Origin of the sequence: Bacteroides sp. 1001302B_160321_D4 (assembly GCF_015667765.1) — a bacterium.
GTDB classification, from domain to species: domain Bacteria; phylum Bacteroidota; class Bacteroidia; order Bacteroidales; family Bacteroidaceae; genus Bacteroides; species Bacteroides xylanisolvens.
The window spans coordinates 12,065-30,694 of the sequence record NZ_JADPLO010000007.1 but is presented as its reverse complement, the minus strand read 5'-3'; the positions used below and the strand labels follow the sequence as shown (position 1 = coordinate 30,694).

Below are 18,630 nucleotides of genomic sequence, written 5' to 3'. Positions count from 1 at the left end.
CTTTTTTCTTGTCACTTTCACTTCTTCCGGTTCATCTAATAAACAGAACAAAATAAAGATAGCCGCGCCTCTTTTTCTATCATTAATAATTAAAATAGAATCTGCAGGAAAACGAATTCCCAACAAAGATAGTAACGCAGGAACGCTTAAATCCGGGAAATAACTTTTCCGGTCAAACGTTAAACAACCTGTTTGCGAACAACACGTGCCGGATTCCCGACTGCCACACTGTCGTCGGGAATATCTTTCGTCACAACGCTCCCCGCCCCTATCACACAACGATTGCCAATCGTCACGCCGGGACAGATAATAGCACCGCCACCAATCCAGCAGTCTTCGCCAATCGTCACCGGATAAGCATATTCCTTAGAGCCTCTTCTTTCCAGGTAATCCATCGGATGATGCGGCGTATAAATCTGCACACAAGGTCCAACCAGCGTATGGGCGCCTATCGTGATATATCCTCCATCCAGGAAAGTGCAATTGGCATTCACAAATACATGTTCACCCAATTTGATTCCGTCTCCATGATCGCAATGAAAAGGCGGGCAGATTATTGAAGTTTCAGGAATCTCCGGTACCAGTTCTTCCAATAATTCCCGATACCCTGCATCATAAGTGCTCATTCCCCGCATACGCGCCAGCAGCTTCTTGGCATGTTCAAAATGCACCTGCAATTCCGGCGCAGCCATATCAGCCAACTGGCTACTACGCATCTTTTCTACTTCCGTCATACTTTATATTTCTTTACCGTTAGTAAATACAAACTTCTTTTCATCCGAAAGAGATTCGTTAAATTCGAATCCTTCCCAGGAGAAGCTTTTCAAATCCTCCGGATTTTCGATTCTGTTCTTCAGAATGAACCGCGTCATTTCACCACGGGACATCTTGATATAGATCACTATCGAAGCTAATTTCCCGTTCTTCCACACCTGAAATTCAGGAGTAACGACACGCACTTCTCTCTCCACACGTTTCCAATCAAACAAACTTTTCATCTCGTCGCTGGCCAGATTGCAGAGTATGCCTCCCGCTTTCTTTATATCTTCGATGAAGACATCCGTCAGACGGGATTTCCAATAAGAGAACATGGTCTGATTACCCGGTTCCGGCAACACTACATCTCCTTCCAAGCGGTAGGAACGAATGACATCTAAAGGCCTCAACAACCCATAACAGAAAGAAGTCAACCGCAGATGTTCCTGCGCATATTCGAATTCTTCTTTCGAGAAATCCTTTGCATTCAGTCGCTTGAATACAATTCCGGTATAAGCCAGCAAAGCGGGCAGTTCCGATGTGCCTTCTGCATGAAAAGCCTGATAACGCTTATAATTCTCCACCGCCATCCTGGCATTTATACGCAACAGGCGTTCCAGTTCATCCACCGAAAACTGTGACATCTGCAAAGCAATCCCGGAAGCTTCTTTTTGAAATCGTGGAACTGTCGTCAAAGGTACTTTCACCTTTGAAGTCTCACTCATAGTCTTGGCACAAGATAGAAGTACTAACATTGTTTTATCTGATTTTATCTTTTCAAGAAACAAAAATAAAAAATAAATCGCTTCTCTTACTGATGGATAGACAGATTCTACTTAGTTTCAACCAATAATTAACTTTAATCATTTATTAATAACAAAAACACTCCCTATATAGAACACACTCTGATGTGCTATATTTACTAATAAAAAAGAAACTCCCCCTTTGGACAAGCCAAAGAGAGAGTTCTCCTTATCTAATAGACAGCTAAAGCTGTTTTTATTTATATTCCTGCCAGCTCTTAATCTGAATATCATTCAGTTTCAATTCGCAGAATGCTTCGATAAAGGCACTTGCCAAACGAGCATTGGTAATCAACGGAATGTTATGATCGATTGCACCGCGACGGATACGATAACCGTTCGTCAACTCACGCTTGCTGTGATTCTTCGGAATGTTAACGATCAAATCAAACTTATGGTCAGCAATCATCTTCATGACGTTGTTCTCTGCACCCGGTTTTTCATCCGGCCAGTAAACTGGAGTCGTTTCTACACCGTGAGCGTTCAAGAAAGCTGCTGTTCCGGCAGTTGCGTAAATCTGATAGCCCTTAGCAAACAGCATACGGCTGGCATCCAGCAAATCTACTTTCGACTTCATTGCACCGGAAGAGAACATCACTGCTTTTTCAGGAATTTTGAATCCGGTAGCAATCATTGAATTCAGCAATGCTTCAGAGAAATCGTCACCGATACATCCCACTTCACCAGTAGAAGACATGTCTACGCCCAATACCGGGTCAGCCTTGTGCAGACGAGAGAAAGAGAATTGAGAAGCTTTTACACCAATCCAGTCGATATCGAATGCCGACTTATCCGGACGTGAGTATGGAGCATCCAGCATGATGCGGGTAGCAGTTTCGATAAAGTTACGTTTCAGAACTTTAGAAACAAACGGGAAGCTACGAGAAGCACGCAAGTTACATTCGATTACTTTCACTTCGTTGTTACGAGCCAGGAACTGGATATTGAACGGACCGGAGATATTGAGTTCTTTAGCAATCTGACGGCTGATCTTCTTGATGCGACGAGCTGTTGCAAAGTAAATCTTCTGTGCCGGGAATACCAACGTAGCATCACCGGAGTGAACACCGGCAAACTCTACATGTTCGGAGATTGCGTATTCTACCACTTCACCATTCTGCGCAACGGCATCAAATTCAATTTCTTTCGTATTTTCAAGGAACTGGGAAACAACAACCGGATATTCTTTAGAAACTTCGGCAGCCATCTTCAGGAAGTTCTCCAATTCTTCATCGTCATAGCAAACATTCATCGCTGCTCCTGAAAGGACGTAAGAAGGACGAACCAATACCGGGTAGCCTACTTTTTCTACAAATCCCTTCACTTCTTCAAGACTGGTCAGTTCCATCCAAGCCGGTTGGTCGATACCCAGTTGGTCGAGCATAGCAGAGAACTTGTTACGGTTTTCAGCACGGTCGATAGAAATCGGAGAAGTACCCAATACAGGAACCGACTGACGATAAAGTTTCATAGCCAGGTTGTTCGGGATTTGTCCGCCTACCGAGACGATCACACCACGAGGTTGTTCGAGATCGATTACGTCAAGTACACGTTCGAACGAAAGTTCGTCGAAGTAGAGACGGTCGCACATATCATAGTCAGTAGAAACCGTTTCAGGGTTGTAGTTAATCATGATAGACTTGTAACCCAGTTTGCGGGCAGTCTGAACTGCATTCACCGAGCACCAGTCAAATTCTACAGAGCTACCGATACGGTAAGCACCCGAGCCCAGTACGACTACTGATTTTTCATTCTTATAATAGTTTACATCGTAGCCTTCCACTGCATAAGTCATATACAGATAGTTAGTCAGTTCCGGATGTTCGGAAGCGATGGTATTGATACGTTTTACAGCCGGAAGGATACCCATCGATTTACGATGAGCACGCACTGCCAGGTTTTCTTTCTCCATGTTTCCGGTTGGATTCAGTACGAAACGGGCAATCTGGAAGTCAGAAAAACCTAACACTTTAGCTTCACGCATTACATCGGCAGGTATATCTTCTACCTTATTATAAGTAGACAATTTCGCTTTGTAGTCTACGATATTTTTCAGTTTGCCAAGGAACCATGGGTCGATATTTGTCAGGTCGTGGATACGTTCGATGGTGTAACCTTCTTCCATTGCTTGTGCAATGGCGAAAACACGCAAGTCAGTCGGGCGAGAAAGCTCTTTATCAAGATCATCAAAGTGCAGTTCGTCATTACCTACGAAACCGTGCATTCCCTGACCGATCATACGAAGGCCTTTCTGGATGATTTCTTCGAAAGAGCGACCGATAGACATGATTTCACCTACCGATTTCATGCTTGAACCGATTTCACGGGATACACCGGCAAACTTCGTCAAGTCCCAACGAGGGATTTTACAGATATAGTAGTCAAGTTGCGGAGCTACGTATGCAGAGTTCGGGGTTCCCATCTCGCCAATCTGGTCGAGTGTGTAACCAAGTGCCACTTTAGCAGCTACGAATGCCAACGGATAACCGGTAGCCTTAGAAGCCAATGCAGAAGAACGGCTCAAACGGGCATTTACTTCAATCACACGGTAGTCATCCGTTTCAGAGTTGAAAGCATACTGAATGTTACATTCACCCACGATACCGAGGTGACGGATACATTTGGTAGAAAGTTCTTTCAACAAAGCCAGTTCTTTATCATCCAGTGAGCAGGTGGGAGCTACTACAATTGATTCGCCGGTATGAATACCCAGCGGATCGAAGTTTTCCATGCTGGCTACTGTGAAGCAATGGTCGTTAGCGTCACGGATCACTTCAAATTCGATTTCTTTCCAGCCTTTCAAAGACTCTTCTACCAGAATTTGTTTGGAGAAAGCAAATGAGCTCTCTGCCAATTTCAGGAATTCTTCTTCATTGGCACAGATACCGCTACCAAGACCACCCAGTGCATAAGCAGAACGCACCATGACAGGATAACCAATTCTGCGTGCAGCAGCAATGGCATCTTCCATGTTTTCTACTGCCTGGCTGACCGGAGTCTTCATTTCTATCTCGTCCAGTTTCTTCACAAACAAGTCACGGTCTTCTGTATACATGATAGCTTCTACCGAAGTTCCAAGTACCTTTACTCCATACTTATCAAGAACACCTTGTGTGTAAAGTTCAGCACCACAGTTCAATGCAGTCTGTCCGCCGAATGCCAAAAGGATACCATCGGGACGTTCTTTCTTGATAATTTCTTCTACGAAATAAGTATTCACGGGAAGGAAATACACTTTATCGGCAATACCTTCAGAAGTCTGAATGGTTGCGATGTTCGGGTTTACCAATACTGAGCTGATACCTTCTTCTTTCAAAGCTTTCAGTGCTTGTGAGCCTGAGTAGTCGAACTCTCCGGCTTGTCCGATTTTGAGTGCTCCAGAACCCAAAACGAGAACTTTCTTGATTTCCTTTTCCATTTCTTTTGTTGTTATAATAAGTTGTTATTTCTAAGTTCGTTCATAAAAAAAATGCGTTACCCTCAAAAAAGGATTAACGCATTACCAAAGAACTAAAATATCGTTTTTGGAAATAAAAGAAGAAGCCTGCCGTTTCCGGGTGCAAAACATCCGAATGTAAATAATACTTGCTTCTAATTTCCTGTTGATTCATTGTTGACTTCAAAATTTGTGCAAAGTAACGACATATTTTGCACATGACAAAAAGATATGTTCACTTTTTTACTGAAATAATTTACCGCGTTAATGAAACAGTCGTTTTTCCATTGGCTTTTAATGATTACATTCTTATCTTAAGCAGGCACAAATCATGAAGTAACTGCATTTTGATGTTTCTTTCAGTTTTTATCCTTATCTTTGTCGCCATTATATAATAAGGTAATAAATATGGGAAAAGAAAAAATCATATTGACGGGCGACCGTCCTACCGGAAGACTTCATATCGGTCACTATGTAGGTTCGTTGAAACGCAGAGTTGACCTGCAAAACGCAGGTGATTATAGTAAGATGTTTATCTTCATTGCCGATTCACAGGCATTGACAGACAATATAGACAATCCGGAAAAGGTGCGTCAGAATGTAATCGAAGTTGCTCTTGATTATCTGGCTTGTGGTATTGATCCGACTAAAGCTACGATTTTCATCCAGTCGCAAATACCGGAACTATGCGAACTTAGTTTCTATTATATGGACCTTGTCAGCGTATCCCGACTGCAACGTAACCCGACTGTGAAATCGGAAATCCAGATGCGTAACTTTGAAGCAAGTATTCCCGTAGGTTTCTTTACTTATCCCATCAGCCAGGCAGCAGACATTACAGCATTCCGCGCAACGACTGTCCCTGTGGGTGAAGACCAGGAACCGATGCTCGAACAGGCTCGCGAAATCGTTCGCCGTTTCAACTATATATATGGTGAGACATTGGTAGAACCGGAAATCCTGTTGCCGGACAATGCAGCTTGTCTGCGTCTTCCGGGAACTGACGGTAAAGCTAAAATGAGTAAATCGCTCGGAAACTGCATCTACCTTTCGGAAGAACCGGAAGAAATCCAAAAGAAAATCATGAGTATGTATACCGACCCGGGACATCTCCGCGTACAAGATCCGGGAAAAATTGAAGGTAATACGGTATTTACTTACCTGGATGCTTTCTGCCTCCCCGAACATTTCGAACGTTATTTACCGGATTATCCGAATCTGGCAGAACTGAAAGCACATTATCAACGCGGCGGACTGGGCGACGTGAAAGTAAAACGTTTCCTAAATTCCATCATGCAGGAGACTTTGGAACCGATTCGCAATCGTCGCAAGGAGTTCAGCAAGGATATCCCTGCTATCTACGAGATGCTTCAGCAAGGCTGCGAAGTGGCAAGGGCTGCGGCTGCCGAGACTTTGGCTGACGTGAAGAAGGCGATGAAGATTAATTATTTTGATGATAAGGAATTAATCGAAGAGCAGGTGAAACGTTTCTCGCAAGAGTAAAAGATTTCGTCTGGGAATAAACATAATTATAAGGTAAAGGCTGCCCTTCTTTTGTAGAACAGGCAGCCTTTCTTATCGGATATTTTTCAAAGATTCAGTTTGTTTCTTCCTCGTCATTCTTGAACAACACATCCTTTAATTTCTGATAAAGGAATGAAAGTATCAGCAATATCAATCCCAGAATGATAAATACAATAATCTTGCCAATGGTCGGCATAGCCCATAAATCATCAAAGACGAGTTTGAGCAGGACTAATCCGAAAGTCGCAAGGCTCACCATGCGGAGTAGTTTCTGATGCAGGCGCATGCCCAACCCCATTTGGACGAACCCGGCAATGCTTAATGAGAGTGACAGCCCGGCACTGAAATCGTCCACTCCTACTTGCCAAAGGAAAGAGCGTACCATTGTCAGCCAAAGGAGCGTGGCAAGAATATTCAGATATACGGTGAAACGGGATTTTATGCCGATTGATGTATAGTACATACGTGCTACATAATACAAATTCGCTATTACGAACACAGCTGTCAGCCATGGTAGTACAACAGGAGGGGAAGTCCATATTCTCTGGTCGCCCCATATATTTATAATATATACAAGTACGTTTGCCCCAATAGTCAAGATATAAGAAGTGAGATGTTTCGTTATCGGGAATCGTTTTCTGAAAGCATAGCAAACACTCGAAATGGATATGGCTGTAAACAAGAACATAGCTCCGCTTCTCGTCTCCCCTTCAAAATACAAATTGAATTCCATCATAAATGTATAATAAAGTATGATTACGGAGACGATAAGCATAAAAGGATTCCAAAAGCTGTATTTCAACCGGCGTGCCGTAGAGAAGAAGGAATGATAATATTCCATTAATAAAGCAAATGCTCCTGTCGCTAATCCCACAAACAAAGAGGTGGCAAATGAACTATTCAGAAAAATTGTATCTAAGGAATGATATTCAAACATCACACTATACACATCCATCAAGTAAGAAACGAAAGTGAGTCCTACCAGAACTTTAGCCGCATACTCATATACTCTAATTTTCGACTTAACATAGAGCCACAACAGCAATACCATTTCCGATGCCCAAAGCAAGGTTATATAGTTTCCGTCCAGTTGAATCGGAACTGTAATGGAGACAAATGTCAGCACAAGCCCCAACGTGGTATGCACGAGGAATTTATATTCCTTCCTATTCTTCCACAACCAAAGCACCAGTCCTAAATTAACAAGAGCGATAAACAGGCTCAACAAGCCGCTTGCTTTGAAAGATAATCCCATATTCCGCAAGAATAAGGCTCCTGAAAGCAAATAGATAAAATTATTCGTTATAATGACGAATACTAATCCCCGGCTCATCGTCCGCATATTCTCTCCACGAAGGATAGAGAACACCGGAAGTAGAAAGATAAAATAGAACAGAGTAGCAAACCAAAACAGATGGTTCGAAATAACCGTAGAACTAGAGGTATAGTTAAACAAAAGAAAGATTCCCATTATCAGGCAAGTAAAAACAAATGAAATCATTGGAAGTTCACTCCACTTTTTATAAATGGAAAGTCCGAACATACCCAGGTTTAATATGCTCACGTAAGTGAACAGTACCAAATAACTTCCTTCCCCGCTACTCACTATGAATGGCACAAGGAATCCTCCTACAAGAGAAATGATAGCCAACTCACGCCGATTATATACCACAGACAGAATAGACATAAACACTGTGACACCAATCAGAATAATAAAGGCCATAGTCTGCGAGAAAATATGATAATAATGGAAAGCAATGGCAACTGTAAGATAAAACACAGCAAAAGCACCACCCGCAAGCAGCGAACTGAAGGTTCGGTATTTCTTTTGCAACCGTTCGGCAACAGCCAGCAATACAGCTCCCGTCAAGAAACCAAGCACGGTACGGAAGGTTTCATTAATCCAGTTTTTATCAATGGCATACTTTACAAAGAAACCTACACCGATTACAAATATAAGGATACCAATCTTTCCGAAAAGATTCTCACCGATGAATTTTTCATAGTTCACCTGCTTCTTTTGTTTCGGAACAGTCGGGGCAACCGGAACAACCGGAGTAGCCGGAGTAACCGGTACAACTGGCACAGTCGAAGATTCAGCGGATTCCTTCCGAACAGCCTCTACGCAAACTTCCTCCATTCTTGTTTCAAGCGTCTTTTCAGGCGTCTTTTCCAATATCTCACGGACAACTGCTTCAACAACCGGTTCGTGTTTTTCCTGAACAGCCTCTTCTCGTTGTCCGGTCTTTACTGCCTTAACATGCTCTGCCGCTTGAGGCATCACAGGAATATCTTTTGTTTCTTTTTCTGATATTTCCTCTTTCGGCTTGGAGGCTTCAGCAACAGAATTTTGCTGAACCTTGAGATAATCTTCCATCCGTTTCTTTATCTCATTCAACTCTTTCTCTATCTTTCCGAAGCGATTGTCCAACCTACTCAATAAAATAAATAACATAACTAAAACGAGTAGTGCATATACGGTATTAAAGTCGTCCATAATATTCCAGATTTGAGTTCTATAGCACAAATATAGATAATTATTAATAGCTCCAATCAATTGTTATTAAATTATTTGGATTATCCCAACAATGCAATTTTACATCAATTGCATAAATCAGGATACAAATCCTCTAAATCAGGAAAAAAATCTCCTCATTTTATAAAAAAGAATAGAGCTTACAAATTTCAAACAATTATACGGCTTTTATTCTTCTTTTTCCTATCTTTGCCACAATATCAATAAAAATCACACAAATTATTCACTTAAACACAAGAAGCATGAAGCACCTTAAATTTCTATTTGCACTTGGCGGCATTCTTTTCTTATCTTGCCAAACAGTATCCGCACGTGGTTTAAAAATCCCTTTCGGCGACCGCGAAGTATTAACCAAAGTAGCAGATTTGCCTGATACCGAAGAGTACCAAACAGACGATGGAAACTACATTGATCTGGCAACTTTCCATCAGGAGTTCAACATCGCTTACCTTCTCCCTCTATACATAGAGAAAGAGCCTCGCCTGGTCGGCTATTGCGAAAAGGAAGACACTTACTATGAACTGACGGAAGAACAACTGGCTACCATCCTAAAAGAAAATAATTTGGATGGAGAGAAGTTGAACAAGGTCGGTTTCTATTCCCGTTATGGTGGTAAAGCTGTCGGACTTCTTATAATTGCCCTTATCATTTGGGGATGTATTCCTGGAAAAAAGAAAGAAGTGAAACCCGTGGAAGTATAAAACAAACCATTATTAATAACATTAAAAAGTACAAACTATGTCTATTTACACCTTTATTCCGGTCATTTTCATTGTTCTATATCTAGGATACTGGTTTTACATGAAAAACAAAAACTCGCAACAGGCACAAGTAGTGAACAACACCGATTTCAAAGCTGAATTTGCAAATGCAGAACAGTATAAAAAACTCTGCTTAAACTCTGATTTATCTTTCCTGAAAGAAGCTATGGGAGAAGAAAAAATTGACGCTTTCAACTATGCCAGCAATGAATATGGTGTAGCATCCGCACTCAAAGACGGGATGAAAGATAAGCTGAAAGGAATGGCCACTTTAGGAACTGTACGTTTCAATACCGTACAAACTCCCAAATATCTGGTATTGAGCGGAGACAATCTGCACCTATTCGATACAGACACAGATGGAGAAATCGACAATCATTTTGTATTCAATCAGGCGCGTCTTGAAAATTCCCGTCTCATCGCAATTCCTATGGAGGGACAAGTACAAGCACAGGCACAAGCCAGAGGAAACAACGTGAAAGCATACAAACTTTCATTGCAAACCGACGAGAAACCTGTTGAACTCATTATCTACTCCTGTCTGATATTTACAAATATCCCGGAGATTCCGACAGATCTACAAGAAACAATACAGGATATTATCATTGGCAATGACTTCTTGAAACAATTGGGTGACAAATATCCTAATTTGAAAGTCTCATTGCCGATATTTAGCTAAAGAAGGACATATACTTAGAAAAAATAACAGCGGAAGGTTAGCTAGTTACCAAACATTATGCGTCCCGGCGGATTTGCAATCCGCCGTTCTCCGAGTATCAGGATTTATAATCCGCAATACACCTATACTTTAATATATAGTTCGGATTAAAAATCCTGATGCTCAAAGCAATCGGATTACAAATCCGATTGAACGGAGAGTATTTCAGCGATCATCAGATTATGCAACGTTCCGACTTTCAAGGCATCACGGGGATGGTACGTTCCACAGCCATGATTCATATTCGCCGACTCCGTCAGGAAGGCAAGCTGCAGAATATCGGCATTCCCAGTCAACCTATTTATGTGCCGGCCCCAAGATTTTATGGAAAATCCAGAGATTATCAGCCTGTCAAATAAACTAAAACAAAATAAAATACCAGAGGGGATCCCCAAAATAACAGATATAAAAAAGGCGGCTGAAAGCATGAACCTCTCTTTTCAAGGTTCGCTTTCAGCCGCTATCTCTTTCCTGCAAGCGATTACAGAGAATCGCTGAATGCTGAAATCGCTTTTTTTACTTTTTATTACTGTGCAGATTCTACCAATACTACACGGTTCAGAATCGGTTGACCGAATTTGTCAACGCCACCACCGGCTGCAACTTTCAGTCTATCGGCAGAGATGCCATACTTCTTAACCAACAAGTCTTTAACAACCTGTGCACGTTCCAAACTTAACTTCTGATTGAAAGCAGGAGTACCGGTTGCAGAGTCAGCATATCCGTTGATTGTGTATGTAGCATTCGGAGATTCTTTTATCTTGCTGGCAAGATATGACAAGTTCATTTCTTCTTGCGGAGATAATTTATCAGAACCGATCTTGAAGAATACGGTACGCGGAGCAATGTTAGTATCTGTGATAACAACTTCTTCAGTATCTTCTACTTCTACCGGTTGTTGTGCATTTGCCAACTGTTGTTGCAATTGCATATTAGCTGCTGCCATTGCATTCATCTGATTACGCATCTGGTTCAATTCGAGTTCAGAGATAATCTGTGGAGTAGGACGTTGGAATCCGCGGGTAGGGAAGTAATAAGTCACACCGAGGGTAGCACCTAAGATACCATCATAATCGGGTCTACCTCCATGTTCTCCGTCAAACTTGCCTTCCAGACCTGTTGCACTCAACTCCAGATTCAAGTCAACAGCATTCGACAAACGGAAGCGGTTGATAATACCTGCATTGAAAGTAGCGGAGTTAGTGTGAGGACGAGAATAAGCATGAGCCCAACCGGCACCTATATAAGGGATAATTTCATATACGCGGTTCGGATTATATCCACCGAAAAGTGCGTTCAGGTTAATCATCAAATCACCATGCAAGTTCATGTAGTCCCATCTTTGTTTGTAAGAACCGTCTTCTCTCGGACCACCCACTACATAATTAGCAGTTTCGCTGGTAGTGAATCCTTTTGCCTGCAATCCGCTGTATTGCAAACGCAGTCCGAATCCAGGAGTTACCCATTTGCCGACAGACACGTTAAATGTAGGAGCAACACGGTCTCTGAATTTGCCGATATGGTCATTGTTTCCATATAGCACTTGGGCGCCGCCTCCTACAGAGAAGAACCAGTTACTCCAGAAAGGATTAGTTATTACTTGATATTTATCTTGTACCTGAATCACTTCGTATTCAGTTACAGTCATTGTCTGCTGCGCAGAAGCGACAGACGCAACGCCGGCAAATGCCAGCAACATCAGAATCTTTTTCATATACCTAATAGTTAAGTGGTTATTTAAATCTTTTTCTTTGTTGAACTATTTAAATAACACGAACCGAACTAAAAGGTTTTAGAAAAAGATGAAATTATTTGTTTTATTTGAATAATCTTTCGATGTCTTCCTCCTTGATTGTTGTCAAAACAGTTTTCCCATCAGGGGTGTAATTCGGTGAGGGACAGGCAAAAAGGTTGTCTACAAGGCTTACCATTTCTTCATTACTCAACACCTGTCCGTAAACAATAGCCGCCGCGCGAGCCAATGTTAATGCCAGAATACTTTGGATTTCTTCCTTGACGTCACTTCCTTTTTCCATCGCCGTATGCAGCATATTACGCACCAGTTCCACCGGATTCAGACCTTCAATCCCCGAAGGAATACCATTAATGGCATAGCTACCGCCTCCCAGATTACTCAAATCGAAACCGACTGCAGACAAATCATCCATAATACTTTGCAGTACAGCAGCTTCCGAAGCCGGCAACTGTAAGATTTCCGGGAACAGGACGCCTTGTGATACCCCCTGTTTCTGTTGGATCTGTACCATATAACGATCAAAAAGCACCCGTATGTGTGCCCGGTGCTGATCGATTAGCATCAAACCGGATTTAACTGAAGTCAGGATAAACCGCCCTTTAAACTGCAAATGCTGATTTCCTTTCTCTATCACCGGTTCACTGGCATACAAAGTAGAAGAAGCGGCAGAGGTGACCGTCTCCATCTTTTCTTCAACGAAAGTGGGTTGGCCGCCAATAGAAGAGTCTTCCCAATCCATTTCTGGTTCCGGTTGCGGGTTATTCATCTTACTGGCTTTCGTCAGCCCTCCGTACAAATCTTCCCATTCCACTTTCGAACGGCTGTACGATCCGCCACCACCGCCACCGGCAGAAACTTTAAACGGATTATAATCTGTATTATAATGTATCTTCGGAGGCTCGGAAGACATTTTCTCCTCAAATGCCGGAATGTCAGGCATGTCTTCCGTATCAAAATCAATAGAAGGGATCGCACTGAATTTACCCAACGACTCCTTCACGGATGCTGAAAGTATCTGCCAAATGGCCTGTTCATTTTCAAACTTGATTTCAGTCTTTGTCGGATGGATATTCACGTCAATATTAGCCGGATCTACATCGAAATAGATAAAGTAGGAAATCTGTTCACCGGTGGGAATCAACTGTTCATAAGCCTCCATGACTGCCTTATGAAAATAAGGATGACGCATATAACGCCCGTTGACAAAGAAATACTGATGTGCCCCTTTCTTACGGGCAGTCTCCGGCTTGGCTACGTATCCGGAGATTTTCACCATGGTAGTATTGACCTCTATATTCAGTAACTGCTGATTGAGCTTCTTACCGAAAATAGCAAGGATACGTTGACGTAATTGTGATACCGGAAGATTAAATAACTCCGAATCATTACTATAAAGCGAAAAGGCAACCTCCGGATGCACCAAAGCGATCCGTTCAAATTCGGCAAGGATGTTACTCAATTCCGTTGAATTAGCCTTTAGAAATTTACGACGGGCAGGTACATTAAAAAATAGGTTCTTTACAGAGAAGTTACTTCCTTTAGAACAGGATACAGCCTCCTGACTTTCCACTTGAGAGCCTGCAATCACCAACTTCGTACCCAATTCTTCCGATTCCGGACGTGTCTTTAACTCTACCTGTGCCACTGCAGCGATGGAAGCCAATGCCTCTCCGCGAAATCCCATTGTACGCAAAGCAAACAGATCTGCCGCTTGACGTATCTTGGAGGTGGCATGCCGTTCAAAAGAAAGACGGGCATCCGTTTCGGACATTCCTTTTCCATCATCAATCACCTGAATGCTGGTTTTACCTGCATCAGTCACCAATACATGTATATTTTGTGCATCTGCATCAATCGCATTCTCCACTAGCTCCTTGATGACAGACGCGGGACGTTGTATCACTTCACCGGCAGCAATCTGGTTAGCTACCGAATCAGGTAACAAATGAATTATATCGCTCATTCTTCGTAAATTAATAATTAAAAGTTCCAGCTTCCTGTCGCCAAATAATGCCACAGATAAAGAAGGAAAGCAATGATTATCAGTATGATTCCGAAAGAGACCGGTTTGCGGCCACTCGCTTTTCTTCTTTTCAAATGCGTAGTACCTTCGATGAACTTACCGCGAATATCCTCCGGATTAAATTCCTTTTCCGGAAGCATCCCCAAGTCACGTTTGGCGTTCTCCTCCATCTTTGCGAGCTTTTCTTTCCGCTCGTCTACATAAATGTATTGATGATTAAAGCCACGGGGCTTTCTCATTGAGTTAAACATTCCCATACTACTTCATATTTATTAAGTTTCGCTTTTCTGTTTTGGGGCGCCGATCGGTGGTCGGTTTCAGTGTATCACCCGCACGCTTACCCCGCCAGTTAAAGATATCATCCTTATTCAGCGGACGGACATAGTCGAACCAGGCAAAAGTGGGAAGACGCAATTTATCAGGCGGTATCTGGTCCATCGGATACATCGTTCCGTTGGATTTACCGATAAACAGTCCTTTTTCCATCTTCTTATCCTTCATATAAAGATGAAGCACACTACCTTCCAGACAATTAAAGCCGGTCATCGTACTGTCTTTTTCTTCCGGATAGAAAGCGGTCAACACATTACCAATCACTTCAATATGACGCATATCTCCATTAATGAAATAGGCTTTCATCTCTTTGCCGGACACTTGGTTATAATGAATAGAATCTTTCATTTCCACCGTCAACGCCTGGTTGATGATATGCGCCCAGTCAATCGTGCTGTCATTCATATAAATCTTGATCTGCTCGCCAAGTAGTTGCTGCCCTTCATTCCAAAGAATAGGGTCGGTATACATGGTCATACAGGAATCCTTCGAATTATAGACCAGTGAGTCACATACTCCCTGAACATCCGTACGATACATACGTACCTTGTGATAAGCTTTCATCAACCGGAAAACGGAATCGGTATTCAGGTTGTAAGACACCAACTGCAATGTATCGCCATGCATAAAAAGACTGTCAGGCCCTTGCGAGTAGTCGATTGCCACCGCACGTTTCGTCGCAAACGCGGAGTCTGTCAATTCATTATAGAAACAATAATCACCCGTCAGCATATTCTTATTAATGGAATCTGTCATCTTCACATTATCGAACGCCTCGCCATAACCGATGATACGGTCATAGAACAGACTGTCGCCTACCAGTTTCTTTCCCTGATTGGTCAGTACCGAACGGTCCAACAGTTCGGCTTGTTCGGTCATTGTGTTATAAAATCCCCGTTCCGAATAGATATGATTATTATCACTGACGATATTGGAAGGTCCGAGAATAACTGCGATTTTGCTTTCCGTATTATACCTTAATGTATCGGAAGTCAACACAAACTTAGGGTTTACCAACTTCACATCATGGTTGAATACCGACTGTTTTGTTGCAGGACTGTATTCTCCCCAATCGGAAGTCAATACATTCTCTTCATCCATCAAGGTTCCTCCCTCGAAATAATATCCGAGGTCGTAGAGACGGTCGTAGTTCAAGCTATCTGTTAACAGGGTGGTGTTCCGATTAATCATCTTCACATTTTCACGAAGCTGCGCTATTTGCGTCATGCCGTCATAATAAAGATAATCACCGTAGATGAACAAAGTGTCTCCCTGTTCCATACGTACATTACTGAAGGCCTCCACAGAGTTGGTTTTCTCAAAAATCAGTGCACTGTCACAGTACATATACATACTGTCATGGCGCAATTTCACGTTACCAATCAACACCTGCACATCCGGACGCGCCAACTTATCCGCCTGACCTTCATCAGCATGAAGCAGATAAACTTTGGTCTTTTTATTCTCCGGTTGTTTCTTGTTGTCCGATTGTTTCTTATTGCCTGCCGGTGTTTTGGCTTTTGAAGCCGACTTAGACGTATCCGCAGCCGATTTAATTGAATCCCCTGTCACAGGTTTCTGTCCCGTTGGCCTCACTTGTGCTACAAGACATACACCAAACAGGCATAGAAAGCCTATAAGGAGCCATCTATGCCTGTCTTGTTGTTTATTTTTTTTATTTGTTTTCAGCATATAAAATCAAAGCAAGGTTACATCAGTCCTTCTTGACCCAACCCGGATACTTGAAGTCACACTTCTGCCAGTTTTCGTTGATGCGTACATAAGTATGTTTCTGCTTGTCCAGAATCCATTTCTGCAACATCTCTTCACGGCGTTTCTCCATCACAATTTCTTTCAGGTCCTGATAGTCTTCTGCAATGGTTGCTTTATGACCGTTGATTTTTGCTTTCAACTTCACGATAGCACATACTTCTTTTCCATCCTTCTCATTAATCATTGTAAAGGCTTTGGAAATTTCACCTACATTCATCTTATCCACTACCTTAGCAACGTCTTGAGGAAGATCCTGCATCTGGAACTTAGAAGTAGTCACACCTGAATTTTCATTGATGTTCACCATAATACCATGGTTGTTACGGGTGTCTTTATCCTGTGAGATAACGGCAGCCGCATCATCAAATGTAAATTTGTTGGCACGAATATCATCGGCAATAGAATCCAGACGGGCACAAGCCTCGGTCAGTTCTTTTTCCGATACTTTCGGACGCAACAAGATATGGCGAGTGTTGACACGGTCACCACGTTTTTCAATCAACTGGATAATGTGGAAACCAAATTCCGACTCCACAATCTTGGAAACTTTCTTCGGATCTTGCAAACTGAACGCTACATTCGCATAAGCAGGGTCCATCATACCACGTCCCATGAATCCACATTCACCACCTTTAATGGCAGATGCCTTGTCTTCCGAATACAAACGCGCCAATGTAGAGAAGTCAATTTCTCCTTTTGTCACACGATCCGTATAATCACGCAACGTCTTTTTTACATCCTCAATCTCCGAGATAGGAATTTTCGGTTGTAAAGTAATGATCTGCACTTCTACCTGTGTCGGAATGTAAGGAATACTATCTTGTGGAAGGTCTTTAAAATAACGGCGTACTTCTGCCGGAGTCACTTTGATTTCTCCTACCAGTTTCTGCTGCATCTTCTGAACGGTCAATCCGTCACGTGCATTATCACGTAGCGTCTCACGAATCTGGGTGGAAGTTTTATTGAAATACTCCTCCATCTTCTCTCTGGAACCGATCTGCTGAATGTACATGTTGGTCATCATATCCACACGCTGGATGATTTCCGCTTCGGAAACCTCGATACTGTCCAACTTTGCCTGATGCAGGAACAACTTCTGCACGGCAATCTCTTCAGGAATTACACAATAAGGATCGCCGTCAAATCTGCGTCCATTATACAAGGCATCCATACGGGCCTCTTCTACATCTGATTTCAAAATAGCTTCGTCACCTACTACCCAAACTACTTCATCAACCACATTATCTTGTGCATAGGTTGCCACATTAGCAAATATTGCCAGGACAAGGGTAACAACAAATCTAAAGTTCACAAACTTCTTCATTCTTTGTATTTAATAATTATATATAATCTTCTTCTTACTTACTGCTTGCTGATACAAGTCGTTCTTTACCTGTTCCATAAAGCTCACCCGTTTCTGATTAACCAGTAAGTCTTTCACTTCCGAACGGGCAAATTCATACGGTTTCTCTTCACCAATTCCGCGATAATCGCTCACATTCAGGAAATAATAATAGGCCGTATCTTTCAATTCTACCTGACGGTGTTTGTCTACGTACTCTTCCGGTGCCTCTACTTTCAGTGGAATCATATCCAGTACATCAGTCACGGACACCCATTTGTCATAAAAGTATTCGTATTTCACTGCATTCTGCAAACTATATTTTTCCAGGCTCTCGACAGCATCCTGTTTTTCCGACTTATACCACCTGCGCACATTGTTCAGCTGGGGAGCCGTCAACGGCACTTTGATAAACAATCCCTTAATCAACGGGGTTTCCAGTTTAAACAGTTCTTTGTTTTTCCCGTAATATTCTGCGATCTCTTGTTCGGAAATATCATTCGACAGCTTCTGGTTTATCAACTCCTGCTGATAAGTATGCATAATCAACGCTTTCCGATAATTCTCCACCAGTTTGTCAACATCCACATTATCGGGAATATTGTTCGCAGCTTTCTCATATAATAAAATCTCTTCCGCCCAACTACGAATATAATGTTCGGTGAAGAGAATACTATCATCTTTTGACAATCCGACCGGAAGCACGGACATCAAATCTTCTTTATATAAAAAGTTACCGTCCACCTCTACCAAAGGAGTCTTTCCTTTGTGGTCGCGCTGTTCCTTGCACGCTCCACAACCAAGAAGGGTAATCAGTAAGAGGACTAATATTCGCATTGGCAACTAAAATCTACTTATTTAAGGTACGA

At 42.3% G+C, this 18,630-nt stretch carries 15 protein-coding genes; 5 read left to right on the top strand and 10 right to left on the bottom strand.

Annotated elements, in window-relative coordinates; genetic code table 11:
- Nucleotides 1-179: 179 nt before the first annotated feature.
- From KFO40_RS04395 to carB, 3 genes are all read right to left on the bottom strand, one after another.
- A complete protein-coding gene (locus KFO40_RS04395) occupies nucleotides 180-734 on the bottom strand; it encodes a sugar O-acetyltransferase (RefSeq protein ID WP_211146117.1) in 555 nt (184 codons plus the stop codon).
- 3 nt (nucleotides 735-737) lie between these two features.
- The gene (gene yaaA / locus KFO40_RS04390) at nucleotides 738-1,511 is read right to left on the bottom strand and encodes a peroxide stress protein YaaA (protein ID WP_211146116.1); all 774 of its coding nucleotides are present in this window, start codon (nucleotides 1,509-1,511) and stop codon (nucleotides 738-740) included.
- A 244-nt stretch (nucleotides 1,512-1,755) separates the two neighbouring features.
- Nucleotides 1,756-4,977, bottom strand: coding sequence for a carbamoyl-phosphate synthase (glutamine-hydrolyzing) large subunit (gene carB / locus KFO40_RS04385; RefSeq protein WP_211146115.1), 3,222 nt, complete (start codon nucleotides 4,975-4,977; stop codon nucleotides 1,756-1,758).
- A gap of 426 nt (nucleotides 4,978-5,403) precedes the next feature.
- Between carB and trpS the strand changes: the two genes are divergently transcribed.
- Entirely contained in the window at nucleotides 5,404-6,498 is a 1,095-nt protein-coding gene (gene trpS, locus KFO40_RS04380) for a tryptophan--tRNA ligase (protein WP_004314379.1), read from the top strand.
- A gap of 94 nt (nucleotides 6,499-6,592) precedes the next feature.
- On the opposite strand, the gene KFO40_RS04375 is transcribed toward trpS, so the two are convergent.
- Entirely contained in the window at nucleotides 6,593-9,016 is a 2,424-nt protein-coding gene (locus KFO40_RS04375) for a DUF2339 domain-containing protein (protein ID WP_211146114.1), read from the bottom strand.
- 281 nt (nucleotides 9,017-9,297) lie between these two features.
- Here KFO40_RS04375 and KFO40_RS04370 point away from each other — a divergent pair, with 281 nt between their 5' ends.
- From KFO40_RS04370 to KFO40_RS04355, 4 genes are all read left to right on the top strand, one after another.
- Nucleotides 9,298-9,756 carry a hypothetical protein gene (locus KFO40_RS04370; protein WP_008641854.1) on the top strand — a complete coding sequence of 153 codons (459 nt, stop codon included), beginning with the start codon at nucleotides 9,298-9,300 and terminating at the stop codon, nucleotides 9,754-9,756.
- Between the two features lie 37 nt (nucleotides 9,757-9,793).
- On the top strand, nucleotides 9,794-10,495 hold the full coding sequence (locus KFO40_RS04365; RefSeq protein ID WP_008641853.1) for a hypothetical protein: 702 nt from the start codon (nucleotides 9,794-9,796) through the stop codon (nucleotides 10,493-10,495).
- A 158-nt stretch (nucleotides 10,496-10,653) separates the two neighbouring features.
- Entirely contained in the window at nucleotides 10,654-10,893 is a 240-nt protein-coding gene (locus KFO40_RS04360) for a DNA-binding protein (protein WP_074708745.1), read from the top strand.
- A complete protein-coding gene (locus tag KFO40_RS04355; protein ID WP_182425129.1) occupies nucleotides 10,859-11,032 on the top strand; it encodes a hypothetical protein in 174 nt (57 codons plus the stop codon). The genes KFO40_RS04360 and KFO40_RS04355 overlap by 35 nt, the downstream gene beginning before the upstream one ends.
- Nucleotides 11,033-11,060: 28 nt before the next feature.
- On the opposite strand, the gene KFO40_RS04350 is transcribed toward KFO40_RS04355, so the two are convergent.
- From KFO40_RS04350 to KFO40_RS04325, 6 genes are all read right to left on the bottom strand, one after another.
- Complete coding sequence (locus KFO40_RS04350; RefSeq protein WP_004314384.1) at nucleotides 11,061-12,248, bottom strand: OmpA family protein; 1,188 nt, start codon at nucleotides 12,246-12,248, stop codon at nucleotides 11,061-11,063.
- Nucleotides 12,249-12,351: 103 nt separating this feature from the next.
- On the bottom strand, nucleotides 12,352-14,253 hold the full coding sequence (gene mutL, locus KFO40_RS04345; RefSeq protein WP_211146113.1) for a DNA mismatch repair endonuclease MutL: 1,902 nt from the start codon (nucleotides 14,251-14,253) through the stop codon (nucleotides 12,352-12,354).
- A gap of 17 nt (nucleotides 14,254-14,270) precedes the next feature.
- On the bottom strand, nucleotides 14,271-14,570 hold the full coding sequence (locus KFO40_RS04340) for a hypothetical protein (RefSeq protein ID WP_004314386.1): 300 nt from the start codon (nucleotides 14,568-14,570) through the stop codon (nucleotides 14,271-14,273).
- Nucleotide 14,571: 1 nt separating this feature from the next.
- Entirely contained in the window at nucleotides 14,572-16,338 is a 1,767-nt protein-coding gene (locus tag KFO40_RS04335; protein ID WP_008020395.1) for an OstA-like protein, read from the bottom strand.
- A 22-nt stretch (nucleotides 16,339-16,360) separates the two neighbouring features.
- Complete coding sequence (locus tag KFO40_RS04330) at nucleotides 16,361-17,743, bottom strand: peptidylprolyl isomerase (RefSeq protein ID WP_008641845.1); 1,383 nt, start codon at nucleotides 17,741-17,743, stop codon at nucleotides 16,361-16,363.
- 9 nt (nucleotides 17,744-17,752) lie between these two features.
- On the bottom strand, nucleotides 17,753-18,598 hold the full coding sequence (locus tag KFO40_RS04325) for a hypothetical protein (RefSeq protein ID WP_009038960.1): 846 nt from the start codon (nucleotides 18,596-18,598) through the stop codon (nucleotides 17,753-17,755).
- Nucleotides 18,599-18,630 lie beyond the last annotated feature (32 nt).